This window comes from Streptomyces armeniacus, assembly GCF_003355155.1.
GTDB lineage: Bacteria > Actinomycetota > Actinomycetes > Streptomycetales > Streptomycetaceae > Streptomyces > Streptomyces armeniacus.
In genome coordinates, this window is sequence record NZ_CP031320.1 from 7,484,720 (window position 1) to 7,508,481 (window position 23,762).

Below are 23,762 nucleotides of genomic sequence, written 5' to 3' on the forward strand. Positions count from 1 at the left end.
AGCTGAGGCATGGCTGCTCTCACTGGTCTCTCTGGTGCCACCGGTCAGGACCGTCTGCGCGCGGAGGCGGAGCGGTTACGCGAGGAGGCGGCGCGGCAGCTGAACACCGCCGACCGCCGCGCCCACTTCTGGGCCGTCGTCGACATCTGCCTGGGCTTCCCCGCCGCGCTGCTCGCCGCGGTGTCCGGTACGGCGGCGCTGGCGACGGCCGACGCGCGCGTACCCGCCGCCGTGCTCGCGCTGCTCTCCGCCGGGTTCTCCGCGGGGGCGGGCTTCCTGCGGAGCGACCGCAGGCGCGTCGCCAACAAGCGGGCCCGGCAGGCGTGGGCCGCCGTCGAAGCCGAGGCCAGTACGGTGCTGGCGCGGGAGCACGTCGACTGCGACGCGCTCCGCGCCCTGTTCGACGCCCGGCAGACGGCGCTCGCGGCGTACGAGGGCGGCGAGCCCTGAGCCGTACGGGCGCGCCGCCCGGCCGGTGCCACACAGCCCTCGCCACGCACTGCCCTCGTTACGCACCGCCCTCGCCACGCACCGCCGCCGTCACGCGCCTTCCGTGTCACGCGCCTCCCGCGGGCCGCTCCCGCCCCGTGTGCGTCACGCGGAACGTCAGCCCCGCCCGCATCAGCCTGCGCGTCAGGGCGTCGCCCATCGCCGCCGCCGTGGTGACCTGCCCGGCGGTCGACGGCAGGCCCGGGTCGAAGGCCAGGCAGAGGGCCGCCTCGGAGATGATCTTGGCCGTCTCGTCGTAGCCCGGATCACCACCCGCCACCTCCGTGGCGACGCGGTGCCCGCCGCCCTCGCCGAGGAAGCGCAGGGAGAACGTGCTGCGCGCCCGCCGTTCCACGCTCGGCCCCTCGCCCGGCGGCGTACGGTCCGACAACCAGCGCCGTACGGGCGGCACTTGCGCCAGCGCGATCAGCCCCGCGGCGCCCGCCACGCCGCCCAGCGCGAGAGGGAGGCGGCGTACGGCGGCGTACTGCCGGTACCGGAAGTCCGGCCCGTAACGGTCCAGTGCGGCGGCCGAACGCGCCACGATCTGCGGGTCGATCGTCGGCATCTGCACGCCCCACGTGTCCAGCAGCGCGGAGTGCCGCAGCCCGCCCGGGGGCGTGGAGACGCGGCGGTCGCCGGAGGGCGGCGGCTCGGCCTGGCGGCGCTCGCGTGCGGCCTTCAGCATCTGCGGGCCGCGCGACACGGCGCCCAGCGCGGAGGCGAACGTACCGCCGGAGAAGGCGGCGTCGGTGTGGACGTAGCCGTCCACCCGCAGCGGTACGCCCTCCGGCAGATGGCCCACCGTGAACAGCACGCCCAGGTCGTACGGCACCGAGTCGAAGCCGCACGCGTGCACCAGCCGGGCACCCGTACGGCGGGCGGTGTCGTGGTGCCGGACGTACATGGAGTCGACGAACTCCGGTTCGCCCGCCAGGTCGAGGTAGTCCGTGCCGTTCTCGGCGCAGGCGGCGACGAGGGGTTCGCCGTAGCGGAGGTACGGGCCGACGGTGCTGATGACGACCTTGGCGCGGGACGCGAGCCGGTGCAGCGACGCCGGGTCGGCCACGTCGGCCTCCAGCAGCGGGAGTTCGGGTTCGGCGTTGTCGGGCGGGCGATGGGCGGCCAGTTCGGCCCGTACGGCGGCCAGCTTCTCCCGGTCGCGCCCCGCGAGCGCCCACTGGCAGCCGGGCGGCACGTACCGGTCGAGGTAGCGGGCGACCAGCCGGCCGGTGAAACCTGTGGCGCCGAACAGGACGAGGTCGAAGGGGGGATGGGTGGGAGCCGCGGGGGTCTCGCCCGCGGCCGGATCGGCGGCGGGCACGTCGTTGGGTGGTACGTCGTTGGAGGGCACGTCGTTGGAGGGCACTCGAGCTCCTTCGCCCGTGGGCACGTACGGGGTCGGGGCGAGGCTCCCTCGCCCCTGCCGGTGCGACGATACGGACCCCGCGCGCGGTGATCCACCGGAACACGGCCCCGGCACGGGCCTGCCGGTCTCCGCCGGGGCGGGCCCGCCCTGGCGGGCCTGCCGGGGCGGCCCGCCCGTCAGCCGCGCCCCGCGCCCGCGGGCGAAGTCCGGCCCACCAGCGGCGGGTTGACGCGGGCGAAGCCCTCCTGGCGCTCGTACGGGAAGTACGGGTACGGCGCCGGCTTGCCGCTCGCCGCGTCCAGCTTCGCCACCTGCGCGGGCGTGAGCGTCCAGCCGACGGCGCCGATGTTCTGGCGCAGCTGTGCCTCGTCGCGGGCGCCGATGAGGACGGAGGCGACCGTGGGCCGCCGCAGCAGCCAGTTGATGGCGACCTGCGGCACCGTACGGCCCGTCTCCTCCGCCACCTCGTCGAGCGCGTCCACGACTTGGAACAGGTGCTCGTCCTCGACGGGCGGACCGAAGTCCGCCGTACGGTGCAGCCTGCTGTGGGCGGGCAGCGGCTGCCCCCTCCGTACCTTCCCGGTCAGCCGCCCCCAGCCCAGCGGGCTCCACGCGATCGCGCCGACACCCTGGTCGGCGGCGAGAGGCAGCAGCTCCCACTCGTAGTCGCGGCCGACGAGGGAGTAGTAGACCTGGTGCGCCACGTAACGGGGGAAACCGCGGGCGTCGGCGACGGCGAGGGACTTCATCAGCTGCCAGCCCGCGAAGTTGGACACGCCGACGTAGCGGATCTTGCCCGCCCGCACGAGCTGGTCCAGCGCGGCCAGCACCTCCTCCACGGGCGTAGCGGCGTCGAAGGCGTGCAGCTGGAACAGGTCGATGTAATCCGTACCGAGCCGGCGCAGCGCGTCCTCGGTCGCGGTGATCAGCCGCGCGCGGGAGGTGCCCGCGTCGCCCGGGCCGTCGCCCGTCGGGAGACCGGCCTTGGTCGACAGGATCACCTCGTCCCGGCGGCCCTTCACGGCCTGCCCGAGCACCTCCTCGGAGGCGCCGTCCGAGTACACGTCCGCGCTGTCGAACATCGTGATCCCCGCCTCCAGGGCGATGTCCACGAGCCGCCGCGCCGCCTGCGCGTCGGTGTCCCCCCACGCGCCGAACAGCGGCCCACGGCCACCGAAGGTGCCGGTGCCGAGGCTGAGCGCCGGGACGTGGAGGCCGGATGCGCCGAGTCGCCTGTACTCCATGGTCTCCATGACTGGTCCTCTCGTTAACGGGAATGTCGTTCCGTTAGCCTGGTGCCGTCAAGCTAGCAGAGGCAGCGCTCTAATGGAACTGGAGGCCCGTTATGGCGGAAGCGGATGGTGCGGATACGGGGGCGGGGGCTGTCGCGGATACGGCGCCAGGGGCCGGGCCGGGGCCGGGCACCGTGCGGCCCGGAGGGCGTACGGCGCGCGTACGGGACGCGGTGCTCCGCGCCGCCCAGGACGCACTCGCCGAGGAGGGCCACGCCGGACTGGACCTCACGGAGATCGCCCGCCGCGCGGAGGTCGGCAAGACCACCGTCTACCGGCGCTGGGGAACGCTCGCAGGCCTGATGGCCGACATGCTGACCGACATGGCGGAACAGTCCCTGCCCCGTACGGAGACCGGCTCACTCCTCGGCGACCTGCGCGCCAACGCCGAACTCGTACGCCGCACCCTCACCGACCCGCGCCAGTCCCGCCTGTTCAAGGCGCTGATCGCGGCGGCGACGACGGATGCCAAGACGGCCGAGGCCCTGCACCGCTTCTACGAGACGCGGATTCGGGAGTGGGCGCCGTGTGTGGAACAGGCCGTCGAACGGGGCGAGGTCCCGGAGGGGACGTCGGCGGAGGAAGTCATCCGCGCGGTCTCGGCGCCGCTGTACTACCGGCTGCTGGCGGCCGGCGGCCCACTGGACGCCGCGACGGCGGAGGCGGCGGCCCGCGCAGCCTTCGCCGCCGCGCGGGCGGGGGCGTTCTCAAGCCCGTCCGGCGATTGAGGACGGCCGTCGGCCACGACCAACCCGCGCCGTACCAGCACGCAATCGGCCCACCGACAGACCATGGCACCCAAGGGCCGTCCTCAAGCGCCGGACGGGCTGGAAAGCGCGCTACGCGCTGCCCTCGTCGCCCTCCAGGTCGCCCTCCGCCTCCAGCATCACGTCCCGCAGCGCCTGCACCATCGCCGGGTCCGGTTCCGCCCACATGCCGCGGGACTCCGCCTCCAGCAGGCGTTCCGCGATGCCGTGCAGGGCCCAGGGGTTGGCCTGCTGCAGGAAGTCGCGGTTCACCGGGTCCAGGACGTACGTCTCGGTGAGCTTGTCGTACATCCAGTCGGCGACGACACCCGTCGTGGCGTCGTAGCCGAACAGGTAGTCCACCGTCGCCGCCAGCTCGAACGCCCCCTTGTACCCGTGGCGCCGCATCGCCTCGATCCAGCGCGGGTTGACGACCCGCGCGCGGAAGACCCGCGAGGTCTCCTCCACGAGGCTCCGGGTGCGGACCGTCTCGGGGCGGGTCGAGTCGCCGATGTACGCCTCCGGGGCCGTGCCCTTCAGCGCGCGCACCGCCGCGACCATGCCGCCGTGGTACTGGAAGTAGTCGTCCGAGTCCGCGATGTCGTGCTCGCGCGTGTCCGTGTTCTTCGCGGCGACCGCGATCCGCGCGTACGCGCTTTCCATCTCCGCGCGCGCGGGGCTGCCTTCGAGGCCGCGGCCGTACGCGTAACCGCCCCACACCGTGTACACCTCGGCGAGGTCCGCGTCCGTACGCCAGTCGCGGCTGTCGATGAGCTGGAGGAGGCCCGCGCCGTACGTGCCGGGGCGGGAGCCGAAGATGCGGGTGGTGGCGCGCCGTTCGTCGCCGTGTGCGGCGAGGTCGGCCTGGGTGTGGGCGCGTACGAAGTTCCGCTCCGGGGGCTCGTCCAGGGAGGCGGCGAGGCGTACGGCGTCGTCCAGCAGCCCCACCGTGTGCGGGAACGCGTCGCGGAAGAAGCCGGAGATGCGCAGCGTGACGTCGATACGCGGCCGCCCCAGCTCCTCGTACGGCACCGGCTCCACGCCGGTCACCCGGCGCGACGCGTCGTCCCATACGGGACGTACGCCGAGCAGCGCGAGCGCCTCCGCGATGTCGTCGCCCGCCGTACGCATCGCGCTGGTGCCCCAGAGGGAGAGGCCGACGGAGGTGGGCCAGTCGCCGTTGTCGGTGCGGTAGCGCGCGAGGAGCGAGTCGGCGAGGGCCTGGCCGGTCTCCCAGGCGAGCCGGGAGGGTACGGCCTTGGGGTCGACGGAGTAGAAGTTGCGGCCGGTCGGCAGCACGTTGACGAGACCGCGGAGCGGGGAGCCGGAGGGTCCGGCGGGGACGGCGCCGCCGTTCAGGGCGCGTACGGCGTGGTCGAGCTCGTCCGTGGTCGCGGCGAGCCGCGGGACGACCTCGCGGGCGGCGAACTCCAGGATATCGGCGACCTGTTGGGGCTGGCCCGCCGCCACCGTCGCGGCCGCCGCCGGGTCCCAGCCGGCATCCTCCATCGCCTGCACGAGGCCCCGCGCCCGCTCCTCCGCCTCGTCGGCGGTGGTACGGGTCGCCGCGGACTCGTCGAGGCCGAGGGCTTCGCGCAGACCGGGGAGTGCCGCCGTACCGCCCCAGATCTGGCGGGCGCGGAGGATCGCCAGCACCAGGTTGACGCGTTCGGGGCCGGACGGGGCAGCGCCCAGCACGTGCAGGCCGTCGCGGATCTGCGCGTCCTTGATCTCGCACAGCCAGCCGTCGACGTGCAGCAGGAAGTCGTCGAAGCCGTCGTCGTCGGGCCGGTCCTCCAGGCCCAGGTCGTGATCGAGCTTCGCGGCCTGGATGAGCGTCCAGATCTGCGCCCGTACGGCGGGCAGCTTCGCCGGGTCCATGGCGGCGATCTGGGCGTGCTCGTCGAGGAGTTGCTCGAGCCGGGCGATGTCGCCGTAACTGTCCGCCCGCGCCATCGGCGGCACCAGGTGGTCCACGAGGGTGGCGTGCGCGCGCCGTTTGGCCTGGGTGCCCTCGCCGGGGTCGTTCACCAGGAACGGGTACACCAGCGGCAGGTCGCCCAGCGCGGCGTCGGGGCCGCAGGCGGCGGACAGGCCGGCGTTCTTGCCGGGCAGCCACTCCAGGTTGCCGTGCTTGCCGAGGTGGATCATCGCGTCGGCGCCGAAGCCGCCGTCGGCCTCGGGGGCGGCGATCCAGCGGTAGGCGGCGAGGTAGTGGTGCGAGGGCGGCAGATCGGGGTCGTGGTAGATCGCGATCGGGTTCTCGCCGAAGCCGCGCGGGGGCTGGATGAGGATCAGCAGGTTGCCGCGGCGGAGGGCCGCGAGCACGATGTCGCCCTCGCCCTGCGGGTCGCGGCTCCGGTCGACGAACATCTCGCCGGGCGGCGGCCCCCAGTGCTCCTCGACGTCCTTGCGGAGGGCGGCGGGGAGCGTCGCGTACCAGCGCTTGTAGTCGGCGGCGGGGATGCGTACGGGGTTACGCGCCAACTGCTCCTCGGTGAGCCAGTCCCGGTCGTGGCCGCCGACGTCGATGAGGGCGCGGATCAGCTCGTCGCCGTCGCCGGAGGCGAGGCCGGGGACGGTATCGGTGTCGGTGTCGGTGTCCGACTCTCCCTCTCCCGATGCCTGCGGGCCGAAGTCGTAGCCCTCGTCGCGGAGGCGGCGCAGCAGGGCGACGGCGCTGGCGGGGGTGTCGAGGCCGACGGCGTTGCCGATCCGCGAGTGCTTCGTCGGGTACGCCGACAGCACCAGCGCCAGCCGCTTCTCCGCGGCCGGTACGTGCCGCAGCCGCCCGTGCCGTACGGCCAGCCCGGCGACGCGCGCGGCCCGTTCGGGGTCGGCGGCGTACGCCGGAAGCCCGTCCTCGTCGATCTCCTTGAACGAGAACGGCACCGTGATCAGCCGCCCGTCGAACTCAGGCACCGCGATCTGGCTCGCCGCGTCGAGCGGCGACACGCCCTCGTCGTTCTCCTCCCAGGCGCTGCGGGGGCTGGTCAGGCAGAGCGCCTGCAGCACCGGCACGTCGAGCGCGGCCAGCGCGCCCGCGTCCCAGGACTCGTCGTCACCGCCCGCCGACGCCGCCGCCGGGCGGGTACCGCCCGCCGCCAGCACGGTCGTCACGATCGCGTCGGCCGGACGCAGCGCCTCGATCAACTCGGGCTCGGGCGCCCGCAACGACGCCACGTACAGCGGCAGCGGCCGACCGCCGGCGTCCTCGACGGCGGCGCACAGGGCCTCGACGAAGGCGGTGTTGCCGCTCATGTGGTGGGCGCGGTAGTAGAGGACGGCGACGGTGGGGGGCGCGGCGTCGGACTCTCCGTACGGTTCGCGCGGTTCGCGCGGTTCGCGCGGTTCGCGTGCCGTACGTTCCAGCGGGCCCCAGGTGGGCGCGGGCGCCGGGGGGTCGAAGCCGTGGCCGGTGAGCAGCACCGTGTCGGACAGGAACCGGGCCAACTGCTCCAGATTCCCCGGCCCGCCGTGCGCCAGGTACGCGTGCGCCTCGGCCGCGATGCCGACCGGAACGGTGGACGACTCCATCAGCTGCGCGTCGGGGGCCTGTTCACCGGTGAGCACGACGACGGGGAGCCCGGTCGCCAGCAGCCGGTCCAGCCCGTCCTGCCAGGCACGTACGCCGCCGAGGAGCCGTACGACGACCAGCTCGGCGCCGTCCAGCAGGCCGGGCAGCTCGTCGAGTTCGAGGCGGGAGGGGTTCGCGAAACGGTACGAAACCGGGCCCTGCGCGGCTCGCGCGCTCAGCAGGTCGGTGTCGGACGTCGACAGGAGCAGCAGCATGCGGCGTCTGGCCTTCCTCGGGGTGTCCGCGCCCCGGGCGGTAACGAGTGGGGTCTCCCCAGCTCCGGCGAAGCCGAGAGCGTGGGGAAGGGAGTTCCTGGCTCACCCGGCTGACTGCGCCGGGCTCACAGTGGCGGGACCGCGCCGGATTCTCACCGGGCTTCCTCCCCTTGTCGCCGTCTCTGGCGATGACGGGCCGATCGGCCCGCCGTGAGCATAGTAGCGGCCGCCCCGGCCCTTCCGTCCGCGGCCGTGCCACCCAGGTGCCCGGCCCTCGCCCATCCACGGCGCTCGGCCACCCGCTCAAGCCCGTCCGGCGATTGAGGACGGACCCCCGCCAACGCCGGACCGCAGACAGCCCAGAACGTGACCCATCTCCCAGTGGCCACCCCCACCCCCACAGCGACTCACCGCCCATGGCCATCCACCGCCACTCGTCGGCCGAGGGCCGTCCTCAAACGCCGGACGGGCTTGAGGGGGTGCCCGCGCTTGGTGGGGAGCAGGGCCCGCTTCGCGGGGAAGATGCGGAGCGTACGGTTCCGGACGTGGTCGGTATGCTCGCCGCCATGTCCGCCGCCGTCCCGCCCCCCCCCCCTGTCTCTTCTACGCATTCGCCGCTGCCCACCAAGGCCTACGTCGCAAGCCCCCTGGCCTCTGTCCCTGTCGGAAACACGAACGCACGATAGACAAGCTAGAGGATCGGTGCTGAAAAGGCCCGCAACGCCTCCCCCGAACGCGCCGACAACACCCACGGAACCACCCCACCAGAAGCAGAGACCCCAACAGCCTCCACCCCCACCACCGGCGGCTCCTCAACAATCAAATGCGCATTCGTACCGCCCATGCCGAAGGACGAGACGCCCGCCGTGCGCGGCCGTTCGCCGTCCCGCTCCCACGGTGCGGCGTCCTGCTGTACGCGCAGGTTGAGCTCGTCCAGGGAGATACGGGGGTTCGGGCGGGAGTAGTTCAGGCTGGGCACGAGCGTGCCGTGCTCGACGCACAGCACCGTCTTGAGCAGGCCGGCGATTCCGGAGGCGCCCTCCAGGTGGCCGACGTTGGTCTTGACCGAGCCGACCCGCAGCGGCGCGCGCCGCCCGGCCGCCGTGCCGAGGGCCGCGCCGAGCGCGGCGGCCTCCACGGGGTCGCCGGCGGGGGTGCCGGGGCCGTGCAGCTCGACGTAGTCGATGTCGGCCGGGTCCACGCCCGCGCGTGCGCAGGCGCGTCGCAGGACGTCCTCCTGCGCGCCGGCGTCGGGGCTGACGAGGCTGTCGCCGGTGCCGTCGTTGTTGACGGCACCTCCGCGGATCACGCCGCGGATGCGGTCGCCGTCGGCTCGCGCGCGCGAGAGCGGCTTGAGGACGAGGACGCCGCCGCCCTCGCCGCGTACGAAGCCGTTGGCGCGCTCGTCGAACGTGTAGCAGAGCCCGTCGGGGCTGAGGGCGCCGAACCGGGCGGCGGCGACGGTGCTCTCGGGTACGAGGTTGAGGTGCACGCCGCCGGCGAGCGCCACGTCGCAGTCGCCCGCGCGGAGGCTGTCGCAGGCGTTCTGCACGGCGACGAGGGACGAGGACTGCGCGGTGTCGACGGTCATGCTGGGGCCGCGCAGCCCGAGGGCGTACGAGACGCGGTTGGCGATGAGGCCGCGGTTGAGGCCGGTCATGGTGTGGTGCCCGATCGCGGTCTCGCCGTACTGGTGCACCAGGGCGGCGTAGTCCTCGACGGTCGCGCCGACGAAGACGCCGCCGCGTTCGCCGCGCAGCGCGTCGGGGTTGAGGCGGGCGTTCTCGACGGCCTCCCAGCCGAGTTCGAGTGCGAGGCGCTGCTGCGGGTCCATGGCGACGGCCTCGCGGGGCGAGAGGCCGAAGAAGGCGGGGTCGAAGTCGGTGACGTGATCGATGAAGCCGCCGCGCGCGGGTACGGGCCGCCCGTCGGGCGCCACTGCCGCGTCCCGGTAGAAGTCGGCGTCCCAACGGTCCTCGGGCACGTCGGTGATGGCGCTGCGGCCGTCGGTCAGCAGGTCCCAGAGTGCTTCGGGGCTGTCGGCGCCGGGGAGGCGGCAGGCGAGCCCGATGATCGCGATGGGCTCGCGGTGCTGCGGGCCGTGGTCATGGGCCTGGTGGTCGGGGCTCTGCTGCTGGTCGGGGCCGTCCTGCGGGATGTCGTGCTGCGTGAGGGGGGTTCCGGTGCCTGCAGTTTCCGACATGTTCATCTATCGCACTCCAAACAACCAAGTCACCCGTAGTGGAGCCTCACAACCGCGCCCAGAGTTCCACAGCGGACTGCGGGTAACCTGTCCCGAGCGCCCAGCACTAGGGGAATTTCCAGTGGCTGGCCCCCGGCCAGTCCAGCCCCGATGAACTGGGAATACGCCGCCCGCAGCGGTCAGTTGGGCCGCTGCCCGAACCACCCCTCCAGCACGTCGGCGGCGCGGTCGGCGCCGCCCGCCGCCCGGACAGGACCGGACATACGGACCGCGTTGTCGCGTACACCTGCGTCGTTCGCCACCTCGTCGACCACCGCGCGCAGCGCGTGCGCCATCAGCTCGCCGCGCGGCAGGGTGCGGCCGAGGCCGAGCTCGGTCACGCGGCGCGCGTTGAAGCGGTTTTCGGGGGCCTGCGGGACCGCCACCAGGGGCGTCCGGTGGGCCAGCGCCTGCATCATGCTGCCCATGTCGGCGGCGGACAGCTCGTGGCCGCCGAGCCTGCGGCGCCGCGACCGGTACGTGACGACGCGGGCGCCGGCCTCGGCGGCGAGGCCGGCGTACCGCTCGTCCACGACCTGGGTGACGCGGTGCCCGCGCCGTACGAGTTCGGCGGCGACCTCGACCGCCGGCTTCGCATGGCCGAAATCGGTGAGCGGCAAGACCGCCGGGTGGCTCACCGCGCGTCGGGCAGGGCCGCCAACCACCCTTCCAGCACCTCGGCGGCCCGTATGGCACCGCCCGAGTCACGGGACTCCTGGCTCACGCGGGCGACGTTGTCCCGCACCCGGGTGTCCTTGGCCAGCTCGTCCACGGCCGCGCGCAGCCCGTGCGCGGTCAGGTCCTCCGGCAGGATGGCGGTGCCGAGGCCGAGTTCGGTGACGTGCTGCGCGTTGAACCGGGTCTCGGGGGTCTGCGGGACGATCACCATCGGCGTGCCGTAGTGCAGCGCCTCGGTGACGCTGCCCGGCCCGCCGTGCGTGACGAGCACCTCCGCGTGCGGCAGCACCTGCGGGTGCGGCAGGAAGCTGTGCGCCTCCAGGTGGTCGGCGAGGCCCAGTTCGGCCGCGTCGGCGCCCTTGCCGAGGGTGAGGACGACGTGCCACTCGTCGTCCTTGAACGCCTCGCCGAACGAGCGGAAGAACTCGGCCTGTTCGTTGGACTCCGTGCCCATGGACGCCAGCAGCACCTTGCTGTCGTTCTGCGGCGGCTGCCAGGCGCCGGGCACGGTGCCGTCGTCGGCACCGGCCGCGAAGCAGGGGCCGACGAACACGAAGCGCTCGTCGAACGTCTCGCCCTTCGGCTGGAACGAACGCGTCAGGAAGACGAGGTTCCGGTCGTCGTACGCGGCGGCGAAAGACGGCATGTCCGCCTCGGTCAGACCGTTGGCGTTCGCCATGCCGAGCAGCGCGGCGTAGCCGCGGCCGAACTCCGCCATGGCGGCCTCGTCGACCTGGATCGCCGCGTCCGGGCTGCCGAACAGGGAGAACTCGTCGTTGGACGCGATCTGCGGGAACAGCTGCACGGTCGGCACGGACCAGTTCCGGGCGAGCATGCGGGCGGCGGGGAAGGCGCCGAAGTCGTAGAGGATGAGGTCCGGCTTGTCGTCGGCGAGCGCGGACTCGGCCAGCGGCAGCACGGTCTCGGCGCCGTCGGTGAAGAAGTCGGCGAAGAGCGCGGCCATGTCGGCGCCCTCGAAGCTCTTCTGCCCGGCGAGCCGGCCGCGGCTCGACCGGTACGTGACGGTGTGGGCCCCGGCTTCGGCCACGAGCCCGGCGTACCCCTCGTCGATGACGTACGTGACCCGGTGCCCGCGTCCGACGAGCTCCCTGGTGAGTTCGATCGTGGGGCCGACGTGGCCGTAGCCCGGAACCACGAAGATTGCCAAGTGACTCATGCTGTGCGCCTCCCGCGTTCGCCCCGTGTCCGTACGGGGTGTCCGCACGGGCCGGGGCCCTCACGGTAAAAGGGGAAGCGGGCGGGGCCGGTGGGTGTCCGGCGGGATCTAGGTGATTCCCGAAACGACCCCTGTCGCTCCCGCGCCTCACCACGGCCCGGAGCGGCCACAATCCAGCCCGTCCGGCGTTTGAGGACGGCCCTCAGCCACGACGATCGCGAGGTGCGCCACCAGGCCGTTGGCCCTACGTATCTCTTAGAGACCACACGGAAGTGGCCAAGTGTGACGCCGTGGCCGCTCCTGTCCGTCCTCAATCGCCGGACGGGCTGGGTTTTCGTAAGGCTGGCCCCTGAGGCAAAAGTCTAGGCAGATCCCGGAAGCCCGCCGGGCAGGCTGCAAGGGCAGTGAGCGACCCGGTCGCAGTGGGAGTCGCAGTGGGATCGGTACGGCATCAGGGATCAGTACGGGAGAGGCGAAACATGCACAAGGCCAGCGCGGCGCTGACGTCACGCGGTTCCGGCACCGGGAGCGGCACCGGCGGCGAGCCCGCGGCCCGGCTAGCCGTCTCCGCGGCGGCCACGGACGGCGTGGCCATGAGCAACGCCGCGTTCTTCGAGTGGTTCGACGAGCGGCGGCGCGAGCAGCCGCAGCAGGTCCGGCGCATTCCATTCAGCGAGCTGTCCGGCTGGGGCTTCGACCAGGCCACGGGCAACCTCCAGCACCGCAGCGGACGGTTTTTCACGGTGCACGGCCTCCGCGTACGGTCGGACTTCGGGCCGGTCCCGGAGTGGGAGCAGCCGATCATCAACCAGCCGGAGTTCGGCATCCTCGGCATCGCCGTACGGGAGATCGACGGCGTGCTGCACCTGCTGATGCAGGCGAAGTCCGAGCCGGGCAACATCAACGGCGTGCAGCTGTCCCCCACGATCCAGGCCACCAAGAGCAACTACTCGCGGGTGCACGGCGGTTCCGCCGTGAAGTATCTGGAGTCGTTCCACCGGCCGGCGCCGGGCAGCGTGCTCGCGGACTCGCTGCAGTCGGAGCAGGGCACCTGGTTCTACCGCAAGCGGAACCGGAACATGGTGGTCGAGGTGGGCCCGGAGGTGGAGGCGGGCGAGGACTTCTGCTGGCTGACCCTCGGCCAGGTGAACGCCCTCCTCGGCTTCGACAACCTGGTGAACATGGACGCCCGTACCGTCCTGTCCTGCCTTCCCGACTGGCAGCCCGCCGTCACCGGCGAGGTGTCCGACGGTGCCCCCGCGACGTCCCTGCACAGCGCGATGTCCCTGCACAGCGACACCGAGGTACGCAGCTGGCTCACGCAGCGCCGCATCGAGCACGAGATCATCACGACCGCGCTGCCGCTGAACGACGTGACCGGCTGGGAGCGCTGGGACGACCGGATCGAGCACGAGCGCGGCCGGTACTTCAGCATCATCGCGGTCGACGTCAGCTCCGGCCGCCGCGAGGTCCCGGCCTGGTCGCAGCCGCTGCTGCACCCGAGCGGCGTCGGGCTGGCCGGTCTGCTGGTGCGGCACATCGACGGGGTGCTGCACGCGCTGATGCGGGCGCGCGTCGAGCCTGGCCTGCTGGACATCGCGGAGCTGGCCCCGACGGTGCAGGGCACTCCGGGCAACTACGCTCATCTCCCGGCGGAGGACCGCCCGCCGTTCCAGGAGGAGCTGCTGGAACGCAGCACGGAGCAGGCGCTGTTCGACTCCGTGCTGTCGGAGGAGGGCGGCCGGTTCCACCACGCCGAGTGCCGTTATGTGATCACTGAGGTCGCGGACGACGTCCTGGAGACAGAGGACGGACTCCGCCCGGGCCACGAGGAGTTCCGTTGGATGAGCGTGACGCAGCTGGGAGAGCTCCTCAAGTACAGCAGCCAGCTGAACGTCCAGGCCAGGACGCTGGTCGCGGCGCTGCGGAGCGTACGGTGAGCCCCGCGGGCGCGGGCGCGGCGCCCGCAGCGGAGGCCCCCGTCCGCTTCGGCGCGCTGGGCACGTCCGCCATCGCCATGCGCCGCGCGCTGCCCGCGATGGCGGCGAGCGACGCGGTGGAGCTGACGGCGGTCGCCGGACGCGACGCGCAGCGCACGCGCGAGTTCGCGGACCGCTTCGGCTGCGCGGCGGACACGTACGACGGGCTGCTGCAGCGCGACGACATCGACGCCGTGTACGTCTCCGTCCCCACCTCGCTGCACGTGCCCTGGGCCGAACGCGCCCTGCGCGCCGGCAAGCACGTCCTGGTCGAGAAGCCCGCGGGCATCTCGGCGGTGGAGGTCGGCGACCTCGTACGGCTCGCCGAGGAGCGCGGCCTGGTGCTCCGCGAGAACTTCATGTTCCTGCACCACCCGCAGCACGAGCACGTACGCGGCATGGTCGCGGACGGCAGGCTGGGCACGCTGCGCTCGTTCCACGGCTCGTTCTGCATCCCGCCGCTGCGCGAGGGCGACATCCGGTACGACGAGGCGCTGGGCGGCGGCGCACTGCTGGACGTGGGCGTGTACCCGCTGCGGGCCGCGCAGCTCATCCTCGGGGAGCGCCTCACGGTGGCGGGCGCGACCCTGCGCGTACGGGAGTCCGACGGGCTGGACCTGTCCGGGCAGGCGACGCTGGCCTCGGAGAGCGGGGTGCTGGTCACGGTCGACTTCGGCTTCGAGCACACCTACGGCCAGTCGTACACCCTGTGGGGCAGCCAGGCGCGGCTGTCCGTCGACCGCGCGTTCACCGCGCCGCCCACGTACCAGCCGGTGCTGGTGCTGGAGGAGCAGGACCACGGCGAGCGGTTCACGCTGCCGCCGTCGGACCAACTCGCCCACGGGCTCGCCGGGTTCGCGGCGGCCGTCGCCCGTGCCGCGCGTACGGAGGGCGGCGCCGCCGCCGACCCGGCGGAGACCGCCTGGCGTGCGGCGGCGCTCGAGACGATGGAGCTGGTCGACCAGGTGCGCAAGCTGGCCGTACGCGTGACGGGCGACGCGCGCGTGACGGGCGAGGGGTGACGATGCGGATCGTGGGAAACGGCTTCGTCGCGAGCCATCTGCGCGAGGCTTTCGACGGGCGCTTCCCCCGGGTCACGGCGATCGCGGCAGGGGTGTCCAGCACCTCGGTCGCCGTGGCCGAGGAGTTCGACCGCGAGGCGCACCTGCTGTACGAGGTGCTGCGGGAGAGCTGCCGCGAGCGGCGCACGGTGGTGTTCTTCTCCACGGCGTCGTTCGCGATGTACGGCGCGCCGGAGGCCCCGGCGGCGGAGACCGACCCGGTGTTCCCGCCCAGCGTGTACGGCCGCCACAAGCTGGCCCTGGAGTCGTGCGTACGCTCCTCGGGCGCGGACCATCTGATCCTGCGGCTCAGCCATCTGATCGGGCCGCGCCAGCGGGCGCACCAGCTGCTGCCCGCGCTCGTGCGGCAGATCGAGTCCGGTGAAGTGACCGTCTACGACGGCGTGTACCGCGACCTGGTCGACGTGTACGACCTGCTGCACGCCCTGGACCGGCTGCTGACGGACGGGGTCACCGGCGAGACGCTGAACGTGGTCTCCGGACGGCCCGAGTCGGTCGAGGACATCATCGACGGCATCGAGAAGCGGCTCGGCACGTCGGTGGAACGCACCCGCGTGCCCGGCCACGGCGCGCCCTCCCGTACGCCGGTCTCCACCGCGCGACTGCGCAAGCTGGTCCCGGACTTCACCGCCGGGTCGGGGCCGCCCGGCGCGTATCTGGACCGCGTGCTGGACGCGTACGTCCCGCTGTACGCGACGGGGCAGCAGTACGCGGCGCCGGGGTGACGGCCGCGCCCGGCCACCGGATCAGGGGCCGGGCGGCAGGTGGTCCGCGACCGGGCCCAGGGTGAGCAGACCGCTGCCCGCTCCGGCCAGCTCACCGGCCGCCGGGGCGAGTTCGGCGTGCGCGCGGCGCAGCGTCGCCTCGTCCCCGACCTCGCGCGCCGCCCGTACGGCGAGGCACCACATCGCCTCGTACAGCAGGTCGCGCGGCGGCTCCGGCAGCGTACGCAGCGCCGCCGCGGCCTCGGTGCGGCGGTCACGGGCGAGCAGGACGTGGGGGCGGGCCCAGGGCTCGTACGGTCCCCAGTCGGTCTCTTCACCGGTCCGATGCCCGGTCTGCGCGGGCAGCCCGTGCCGCAAGCGGAGGCACAGCAGGGCGAGCGGCAGCAGGCCGCGTTCCAGTCCGGGCATGCCGGCGCCGTCCAGCAGTGCGGCGGCGTCCCGGTAGGCGGCCTCCGCCGCGGGCAGCGGCGTGTCCTCGGCGGCGGCCAGCCGCAGCGCCCCGTACCACCGGGTGAACACGCCCACCAGCGGCAGCTCGTGGCGTTCGGCGAGCCGGTCCGCGTCCGCCGCGTGCCGGTCGGCCGAGGCGAAGTCCGCGAGGGCGGAGCGGGCCTGTAGCCGTACGAGGTGGCCGAGCACCTCGTACGTGGTGAGGCCGTTCCGGGCGGAGAGGGCGACGAGTTCGGCGCCGATCGCGTCCCGTTCGGGCGCAAGGCCCGCGCGGTGGAACGTCTGCATGAACGTGCCGTTCAGCGCGAACGCCAGCAGCGCCGGGTCGTCCAGGCGGCGCGCGATCCGCTCGGACTCGCGGGCGGCGGCCCCCGGCCCGTCCGCGGACCCGGCCTGGTCCTCGTCCTCGTCCTCGTATGCGGGCATGCCCCGTGACTCCACCGCGACCGTCGCCAGCAGCCGCGCCCGCGCCGCCTCGTGCGTACCGGGCGGGAGGTCGGCCAGTGTGCGCCGGGCCGCCGCGACGATCCGCGCCGCCTGCTCCGGGTCGTCCGCGCGGGTCCACACCGCCGGTACGTCGTACGCGCCGATCACCCGCGCCGTCAGCTCGGCGTCGCCCAACTCCTCTGCCGCCCCGACCGCCGCCACGCGCTGCCGCCGCGACTCCAGCAGCCCGCCGCCGCCCCCGGTCACGGCGAGGCTGCGGAGCAGCCCGACGGTCGATTCGAGGCGGGCACGTGCGCCGGAGGCCACGGTCCGGTCGTACGCGGAGGCCGCCGCGGACCACACGCGCTCGGGCTCCGTGGCGGCGCCCGGCTGCCGGGCGTCCAGGTGGTCCGCGCGGCGCAGGATGTCGTTCTCCAGGCGGCGCAGTTCCGGGCCCGGGTCCAGGCCCAGCTGCTCGGCCAGGAGTGTACGGGCCCGGCGCAGCACCGCGAGCGCGTCGCCCTGGCGGCCCGTGCGGTACAGCGCGAGGGCCAGCAGCCGCCAGGCGTCCTCGCGCCACGGGTGCTCGGCCACGTGTGCGTCGAGGTCCGGCACCGCCTCGGCGGTACGGCCGAGCGCGAGCCGCGCCCCGGCCAGCCGCTCCACGGCCTGGAGCCGCAGCTCGCCCAGCCGGGACCGTTCCGCGCGCGCCCACGCCTCCTCCGCGAACTCGGCGTACGCGGGCCCCCGCCACCACCCCAGCGCCTCCTCCAGCCGCGCGAGCGCGCGTACGGGCGGCAGCGCCGCGGCCTCGGCCACCGCGTCCTCGAAGCGCCAGGCGTCCACCGCGTCCCGCCCGGCGCGCAGCGCGTACCCGGGGCCCTCGGTCACGAGCAGCCGGGCCGGCGTACGGGGCGCGCGCTCCGGTTCGAGCGCGCGCCGCAGCGCGGCCACGAAGGTACGTACGGCGTTCACCGCGCCCGGCGGCGGATCACCCGCCCACAGGTCCTCGACCAGGAGTCCGACCGGGACGACGCGGCGGCGGGCGGCGATCAGCCGGGCCAGCACCGCGCGGTGCCGCGGGCCCTTCAGCGCGATCGCGTCCGCGGCGGCGTCCCAGGCCGCGACCGGCCCCAGCACGCCGAACGTGACCATGCCCTCGACCGCCTTCCCGGGGACGGCGCCCCTGGTCACGGGCCACGGTAGCGTGCACGCGCGCGCTGCTCATCCGCTGCTCATCCGCGCCGGGGAGGCTGGCTGCACGTTGCCCGCCACCACCAACGGAAAGGGGCGGAAGATGCCGCCTGCCCTCGCCGGCCCCCGGTTCGCCGACTGCTCGGACGCCGCTCCGGACACCGCCGGCTTCACGTACCACCGCGTCCCGGTCGCCGACGGAGTGTCGCTCAACGCGGCCGTCGCCGGCACGGGAAGCCCCGTCGTCCTGCTGCACGGCTTCCCGCAGACGCACCTGATGTGGCGGCACGTCGCCGCGGACCTCGCGGCGGACCACACCGTGATCTGCCCCGACCTGCGCGGCTACGGCGCCAGCGACAAGCCCGCGGAGCACGGCGGTGCCGACGGCACGTACGCGTACTCCAAGCGCACCATGGCCGCCGACACCGTCGCCCTGGCGCGCGCCCTGGGCCACGAGCGCTTCGCGCTGGCCGGGCACGACCGCGGCGCCCTCGTCGCGTTCCGCGCCGGGCTCGACCACCCGGACGCCATCACGCACCTGGCCTGCCTGGACGTACTCCCAACCCTCGACATGTGGGACGCGCTGCACGGCGTCACCGCGGCCGTCGGCTTCCACCTGTATCTGATGGCCCAGCCGCCCGGACTGCCGGAGCGGCTGATCGGCGCCGAACCGGACGCGTTCTTCGGCCACTTCCTCGACCTCTGGGCCGGCGGCCCGAAGGCCGTCCCCGCCGACGTACGCGCCGCCTACCTGGCCGCCTGCCGCGCGGCCGTGCCCTCCATCGTGGCCGACTACCGCGCCTCGGCCGGCATCGACGCCGACCACGACCGCGCCGACCGGGAGGCCGGCCGCCTACTGCGCATGCCCGTCGCCGTACTCCAGCAGGACTGGGGCGCGGCCCTCGGCTTCGACGCGGCGGCCCTGTGGCGGGCCTGGGCCCCGGACCTGCACCACTCGACGGTCACCTGCGGCCACTTCATGGCGGAGGAGTCACCGCGGCAGATCAGCGCGGCGCTCCGCGTCCTCCTCGGCCGCTGACCGCCGACTCGTACGGGGGGTCCGTACGGCCGAGCCGTACGGACCGGTCGTACGGCCGACTCGTACGGCCGACTCGTACGGGCCTACCGCGAGCCGCCCGAGGACGCAGCGCCCACGTGCTCCTCCGTACGCGGCTCGGCGTCCGGTGCGGCGGGCTGGGTCTCGCCGTCCGCGCCGTCCTTGCCGTCCTTCTTGCGGAAGCGGGCGAACGGGCTGTGCTTGTCGCCGAAGATCTTGCGGAACGTGCCGCTGCGGCTCAGCGACAGCTGCGTGATGAGCTGCAGCAGGCACCAGGTCACGGCGTACAGGATGCCCTCCAGCGCGGGCACGGTGTCGACGGGCAGGGTGTACGCCATCACCAGGCGGATCACCGCGTCCGCCAGCAGGCCGCAGCCCCACAGCACCGTCAGGCGCTGCCAGATGCGACGGAACGCGGCGTCCTCACGCCACAGTTGGTCCAGCTTGGCGCGCTTGCCGGGAAGGAGCGCCTCCAGGGCGCGGAAGACGAACGGCCGGGCGAGCCAGATCGTGGAGAGGATCCACAGGGATATCAGACCGGTGAGCACCGCGCCGCGTACGAGGACGGCGCGCGGGTCGCCGGATATCGCCGAGACGGAGGCGCTGAGCACGACGATGCCGAGGACGAACACGCCCAGCGTGTCGACCCTGCGGTGCTTGGTCATCGAGTAGAGCGTGTGCAGCGCGGGCGGCGCGGCGCTCAGCAGCAGGGAGGGCAGCTGGCCCAGGCCGGCGGCGCGGAACACGTAGAACAGGCCCATGGGCAGGACGAGGTCGCAGAGCAGGGTGACGGCGAACTCGCCCCGGGAGGCGTTCTTCGCCCCGGGCCCGCCCTCGGTCTCCGGCTGGTCCTCTGTCCGGCCTTCGGGCTCGGCGGGCGGTGGCGGCGCGTGCTCGGGCTCGTGCGTGCTTCGTGGGGCAACAGGCATCGAGATCTGTTCCTTAGGTCAGGAGTGGGGCCGGGTGAGGGGTTCGGCGAAGGCGTTGCCGGCCATGCCGGCGGTGAGGGTGGTGCCGTCGGCGGGGTCGATGAGGAGGAAGGAGCCGGTGCGGCGGGAGTCGGCGTAGGGGTCGATGGGCAGTGCTTCGGCGGTGCGCTGATGGACCGGCTGTGCGCCACGGCCGACGCGCCCGCCAAGACGGTGGCGTTCCTCGCGGGCCTGCTCACCACGTTCTGACGGGCCTGCCGACGCCGCACCCCGGCCCTCCGGCCGGGGCGGCACGCCACGGCCGGGGCACGCGAGGCCCTCCGGCACGCGCGCCACGCCGCCGAACTCGTCCCACCCGTCCGTCTGCTCACGCAGCCCCCGGTCGGAGTCCGGCCGCCAGCCGTTGATCCACCCGAGGCCCGGCCCGAGCCTCCCCAGCCCCACCCCCACCCCGCACGCCCCGCCTCAGCCGCGCGGCGCCTCGCGCCCCGGCCGCGGGCGCTTCGTCGCGGGCACCCACTCGATGCCGAACTCGTACGCGCGGTCCAGCTGTTCCTGGTCCGACACCATCGGGGAGGGCGTGAACCAGCGCATCTCGCGCTCCACCGACAGCTCGCCCGCTTCCACGCGCGCCATCGCCACCGCGCACGCCGTCGCGCCGCCCGGTGAGTCGTCGAGCGCGATCGTCCGGCTGCCGGAGGACGGCGCGGAGACGGTCAGCGCGGCACGCAGCCGGCGGAAGTCCGGGGCGCCCTCGTAGATGGTCACGTAGAACAACAGCCGCCGGAACTCCCGCAGGTGGGCGAGGTTCACCCGCAGCGTCTGCCCGTCCGGCTCCTCGCCGGTACGGTCGTCCTGGTCCAGCACGACGTACGGCCACGACGTGAGCGAACCGAACGTCTCCCCGAGCGGCTGCACCGCCGTGACGCTCCCGTCCGCGTACTCCGCCAGGCAGCCGAGGTCCAGGTCCACACCCGCGTCGGGGGGCCAGTTGAGGTGAGCCTGCAGCGCTCCGCGCCCCGTTTGTGCGCCGGGGGGCGCCCCCGGTGCCTCCATACGGTCACCGGACGGGCTGCCCGTCCCGCCGAGCCGAATCACGCCGCGCGTACGGTCGTCAGGAACCACCGCTGCCCCCTGCTCCGCCCGCCGCCGCAGCGCAGGCCACCTTCGGTTTGCGGCGCGCGCGGCGACAACGGCGCAGCCCACGCCCGCCGCGAAGTCTATGCCGGTTCTGTGACCCGTGGGCTACGATCGGTAACGCGCACCTGGGCGCCAACTGCGGTGGTATACCCACGAGTTCGGGAGCGGTCCCCGCCCGGCTGTGCGAGGCTCATCGCCTCCAGGCATCTCACAGGGGGTCACAGCATGCCCGTCGGGGCCCAGTCGAAGCGTCAGGACGTCGGGAACGAGGTCCGGAAACTCGCTCTCAAACCCGCGCTGAAGTCCCGCCGCGCGGAGCTCTCCGCACTGTCCGACGCACTGACCGGAGACAAGGACGGGGACCTGGAGCGGTGGACCGAGGTCGACCTGCACAGCACCTTCGTACGTCCGGAGAGCGTCCACACCCCCGTACCGGCCGAGCCGCCGTACTGGAAGGGCCTCGAAGCCGCCCTCGGCGGCCTCGTGTTCGTGCCGCTCCTCTTCACCTGGTACGGACTGACGCGGGCCTCCACCGCGTACGAGTCGCTGACGGACGAGGAGCCCAAGCACGCCGCACGGCCCTTTCTGCAGCTCTGGCAGACCGGCTTCGAGGGGCACCTGTCGGGCTGGTTCACCTTCGGGCACGTGGCCGGAGCCGCGTCGTTCGCGATCCTCCTGCTGCTCGGCTGCGCGCTTCTGCACGGAGCGCGCCGCGCCCGTACGGAGCGCGCCGAGGAGAACGCCCAACGCGAACGGGACGCCGTCCTCGCCGAGATGGTGCCGGTCCTGACCTGGGCGCAGCTCAAGCTCAACGAGCACCGTATGGGGACGCCGGCCCGCTTCGCCGCGGACCTCAACAAGGGCGCCTCCGCACTGAACAAGCTCACCACCAAATCCGTCTCCGCACAGGAGGGCATGGACAAGGCCGCCGAACAGGTCAGCACCGCGCTCGCCAGCGTCCAGGGGCTGGTGGCCAGCGTCGCCTCCGCCGTGAAGCCGCTGGAGGAGGCGGCCAGCCGCATCGAGGCGGCCGTACGGGACAGCGGCACGTCACTCAACAGGACGCTGGGCGACGTCCGTTCGACGAACGGCGAGATCAAGACGCAGCTCGACCGGACCGGCGACCGCGTCGAGGACGCGCTGAGCACCCTCGGCGCCTCCCAGCGCGCCTTCACCACCAGCACCGAAGTGGCCACCGACGTCCACACGCAGGCGCTCACCAGCATCGCGGGCATAGCGGCACAGACGGCGGACGCGGTCACCGCGTCCCAGGACTCGGCCCGGCTGCTCGCCGAGCAGACGGAGGCGCTGCGGGGCAGCGCGGAGCGGTTCGCGGAGCTGGCCACTCTGCTGCACGAACGGGGCGGGGTACCGGGCGCGGGCGATCCGTACGCGCAGTGGCAGGGAGACCAGTCGCCGTACGGTGAACGGACGTCGGGCCGCTGGTGGCGTACGCGCTGGTGGGGCGGCAGCGGGGGGCAGGCCCCCGGCCAGAACGGCGGCCAGGGCGGCGGTCAGTACGGCGGGCAGGTCCCCGGTCAGAACAGCGGGCAGGGCGGCGGTCAGGGCGGTGACGCGGGCCGGAACGGGGGCCAGGGCGAGAGCGGCCGGAGCGCCCAGAACGGCGGCCAGAGCGGCGGCCAGAGCGGCGGCCAGAGCGGAGCCGGTGCGGACAGCATGTCGGAGCCCCGGTGAGGCCCCGCCTGCGGCTCAACCCGCTGCATCTGGCGGGCTGGCTGTTCGCGGACATGCTGCTCGTCCTCGCCCTCGTCGCGATGGGGGACCAGGGCGACCCGGTGAAGGCCGAGGAGGCGAAGCCCAAGAAGTCGGCGACGCCCACCCCCAGCCCCAAGGAGACCGGGCCGCGCGCGGTGGAGCGCAAGCCGGTGAAGGTGTCGCTGAGCGCGAAGTCCTCGGACCGCAAGGGGATCGTCGACCGGCTGAAGGACGTCACGGAGAAGTACGAGGGGCGCGAGGCCGCCATCGTGCTCACCTTCGGCCGCAGCCCGAGCCCGGGACCGGGCATCGCGTACGCGCACCGGGTCAACTCGCTGCTGGACGAGGCCCGGCCGGACATGTTCAAGGGAACGACCACACGCGACTTCATGGACCTGGGCGGCGCCGTCGGCCACGCCGACCTGGAGATCTACTTCTACACACACTGACCCGCGGCCCCTGAACGACCGAACGAACCGACTGCACCGAACAGACCGAACGAACCGAACGCACCGCACCTGCTGAGCACCACGCGCAAGACGAAGAACGAACGCCGAACGACGAACTCCTTACCGGAGGAGACCTTCCGTGCAGATCCTGCCCTTCTACATGGTGTGCGACGAGTCCGGCTCCATGAGCGGCCCGCCAATCGACGCGATCAACTCCGCACTGCCCGAGCTCCACCACGAGATCAGCACCAACCCGACGGTGGCCGACAAGACCCGCTTCGCGCTGATCGGCTTCTCCGACGACGCCAAGGTGCTGCAGCCGCTGGTGGATCTGGGTGAACTGGCGGAGCTGCCCGCGCTGACGGCGGGTGGTGTCACCTCGTACGGACACGCGTTCCGCACCCTCCAGCAGTGCATCGAAGCGGATGTGGCCGCGCTCAAGGGCGAGGGCCACGAGGTGTACCGGCCCGTGGTGTTCTTCCTCTCCGACGGCGTGCCGACCGACTCCGGCTGGGAGCAGTCGCTCAAGGACCTGACGTCGTCCCGCTACGGGCCGAAGATCATCGCGTTCGGCATCGGCGAGGCGGACACGGCGACCATCAGCCAGGTGGCCAACTTCCGCGCGTTCATGCAGCAGGACGCGTCGGTGTCGCCGGCGCAGGCGCTGCGGGAGTTCGCGGCGAGCCTCACGCGTTCCATCGTGCGTTCCGCGGGAAGCATCCCCGCCGACGGCGGCTCCGGGTTCACACTTGCGGTGGACGACACGGTGCCCGGCTTCAGCACTGTCTCCCTCGACAAGCTCTGAAAGCTCTGACCGCCCAGGGGACTCG

19 protein-coding genes and 1 riboswitch are annotated in these 23,762 nt (G+C 73.4%); of the genes, 9 read left to right on the forward strand and 10 right to left on the reverse strand.

Features of this window, described 5'->3' with window-relative positions; all coding sequences use genetic code 11:
- Positions 1-9 precede the first annotated feature (9 nt).
- Positions 10-450 (forward strand): hypothetical protein, encoded by a 441-nt coding sequence (locus tag DVA86_RS32515; RefSeq protein WP_208883677.1) that lies wholly within the window; start codon positions 10-12, stop codon positions 448-450.
- 106 nt (positions 451-556) lie between these two features.
- On the opposite strand, the gene DVA86_RS32520 is transcribed toward DVA86_RS32515, so the two are convergent.
- Positions 557-1,813 (reverse strand): saccharopine dehydrogenase family protein, encoded by a 1,257-nt coding sequence (locus DVA86_RS32520; protein ID WP_208885471.1) that lies wholly within the window; start codon positions 1,811-1,813, stop codon positions 557-559.
- 221 nt (positions 1,814-2,034) lie between these two features.
- Positions 2,035-3,102 (reverse strand): aldo/keto reductase, encoded by a 1,068-nt coding sequence (locus DVA86_RS32525; RefSeq protein ID WP_208885472.1) that lies wholly within the window; start codon positions 3,100-3,102, stop codon positions 2,035-2,037.
- 101 nt (positions 3,103-3,203) lie between these two features.
- On the opposite strand from DVA86_RS32525, the gene DVA86_RS32530 reads away from it, so the two are divergent.
- A complete protein-coding gene (locus tag DVA86_RS32530) occupies positions 3,204-3,878 on the forward strand; it encodes a TetR/AcrR family transcriptional regulator (RefSeq protein ID WP_208883679.1) in 675 nt (224 codons plus the stop codon).
- A gap of 111 nt (positions 3,879-3,989) precedes the next feature.
- Here DVA86_RS32530 and cobN read toward each other — a convergent pair whose 3' ends face one another.
- From cobN to DVA86_RS32550, 4 genes are all read right to left on the reverse strand, one after another.
- Complete coding sequence (cobN, locus tag DVA86_RS32535) at positions 3,990-7,688, reverse strand: cobaltochelatase subunit CobN (RefSeq protein WP_208883680.1); 3,699 nt, start codon at positions 7,686-7,688, stop codon at positions 3,990-3,992.
- Positions 7,689-7,779: 91 nt separating this feature from the next.
- Positions 7,780-7,855: riboswitch (cobalamin riboswitch) on the reverse strand.
- Positions 7,856-8,379: 524 nt separating this feature from the next.
- Complete coding sequence (locus DVA86_RS32540) at positions 8,380-9,891, reverse strand: beta-ketoacyl synthase N-terminal-like domain-containing protein (RefSeq protein WP_208883682.1); 1,512 nt, start codon at positions 9,889-9,891, stop codon at positions 8,380-8,382.
- Between the two features lie 179 nt (positions 9,892-10,070).
- Complete coding sequence (locus tag DVA86_RS32545; protein ID WP_208883684.1) at positions 10,071-10,550, reverse strand: nucleotide disphospho-sugar-binding domain-containing protein; 480 nt, start codon at positions 10,548-10,550, stop codon at positions 10,071-10,073.
- Positions 10,551-10,564: 14 nt separating this feature from the next.
- Positions 10,565-11,785, reverse strand: coding sequence for a macrolide family glycosyltransferase (locus tag DVA86_RS32550; protein WP_208883685.1), 1,221 nt, complete (start codon positions 11,783-11,785; stop codon positions 10,565-10,567).
- A gap of 479 nt (positions 11,786-12,264) precedes the next feature.
- Here DVA86_RS32550 and DVA86_RS32555 point away from each other — a divergent pair, with 479 nt between their 5' ends.
- From DVA86_RS32555 to DVA86_RS32565, 3 genes are read left to right on the forward strand one after another with little or no spacing between them, the layout of a single operon-like run.
- Positions 12,265-13,725 (forward strand): NDP-hexose 2,3-dehydratase family protein, encoded by a 1,461-nt coding sequence (locus DVA86_RS32555; RefSeq protein WP_208883686.1) that lies wholly within the window; start codon positions 12,265-12,267, stop codon positions 13,723-13,725.
- A complete protein-coding gene (locus DVA86_RS32560) occupies positions 13,722-14,786 on the forward strand; it encodes a Gfo/Idh/MocA family protein (protein WP_245997433.1) in 1,065 nt (354 codons plus the stop codon). Before DVA86_RS32555 ends, DVA86_RS32560 begins: the two co-directional genes overlap by 4 nt.
- A gap of 2 nt (positions 14,787-14,788) precedes the next feature.
- Complete coding sequence (locus DVA86_RS32565) at positions 14,789-15,571, forward strand: NAD-dependent epimerase/dehydratase family protein (RefSeq protein ID WP_208883688.1); 783 nt, start codon at positions 14,789-14,791, stop codon at positions 15,569-15,571.
- 21 nt (positions 15,572-15,592) lie between these two features.
- On the opposite strand, the gene DVA86_RS32570 is transcribed toward DVA86_RS32565, so the two are convergent.
- Entirely contained in the window at positions 15,593-17,602 is a 2,010-nt protein-coding gene (locus DVA86_RS32570; RefSeq protein WP_208885474.1) for an AfsR/SARP family transcriptional regulator, read from the reverse strand.
- A gap of 142 nt (positions 17,603-17,744) precedes the next feature.
- Between DVA86_RS32570 and DVA86_RS32575 the strand changes: the two genes are divergently transcribed.
- On the forward strand, positions 17,745-18,680 hold the full coding sequence (locus DVA86_RS32575) for an alpha/beta fold hydrolase (protein WP_208883689.1): 936 nt from the start codon (positions 17,745-17,747) through the stop codon (positions 18,678-18,680).
- Positions 18,681-18,763: 83 nt separating this feature from the next.
- Here the strand turns inward: DVA86_RS32575 and DVA86_RS32580 are convergent, their stop codons facing one another.
- Genes DVA86_RS32580 through DVA86_RS32590 form a run of 3 tightly spaced genes read right to left on the reverse strand, consistent with a single transcriptional unit; the run spans position 18,764 to position 20,752 of the window.
- Entirely contained in the window at positions 18,764-19,627 is an 864-nt protein-coding gene (locus DVA86_RS32580; protein WP_208883691.1) for a VC0807 family protein, read from the reverse strand.
- An 18-nt stretch (positions 19,628-19,645) separates the two neighbouring features.
- Positions 19,646-20,071, reverse strand: coding sequence for a hypothetical protein (locus tag DVA86_RS36050; protein ID WP_281279368.1), 426 nt, complete (start codon positions 20,069-20,071; stop codon positions 19,646-19,648).
- A 21-nt stretch (positions 20,072-20,092) separates the two neighbouring features.
- On the reverse strand, positions 20,093-20,752 hold the full coding sequence (locus DVA86_RS32590; RefSeq protein ID WP_208883693.1) for a tellurium resistance protein: 660 nt from the start codon (positions 20,750-20,752) through the stop codon (positions 20,093-20,095).
- A 240-nt stretch (positions 20,753-20,992) separates the two neighbouring features.
- Between DVA86_RS32590 and DVA86_RS32595 the strand changes: the two genes are divergently transcribed.
- From DVA86_RS32595 to DVA86_RS32605, 3 genes are all read left to right on the forward strand, one after another.
- Positions 20,993-22,462: a methyl-accepting chemotaxis protein gene (locus tag DVA86_RS32595; protein ID WP_208883695.1), complete on the forward strand. Its 1,470-nt coding sequence runs from the start codon at positions 20,993-20,995 to the stop codon at positions 22,460-22,462.
- On the forward strand, positions 22,459-22,932 hold the full coding sequence (locus DVA86_RS32600) for a hypothetical protein (RefSeq protein ID WP_425470952.1): 474 nt from the start codon (positions 22,459-22,461) through the stop codon (positions 22,930-22,932). Before DVA86_RS32595 ends, DVA86_RS32600 begins: the two co-directional genes overlap by 4 nt.
- Positions 22,933-23,071: 139 nt before the next feature.
- Entirely contained in the window at positions 23,072-23,737 is a 666-nt protein-coding gene (locus DVA86_RS32605) for a vWA domain-containing protein (RefSeq protein WP_208883697.1), read from the forward strand.
- The last annotated feature ends 25 nt before the right edge of the window (positions 23,738-23,762 follow it).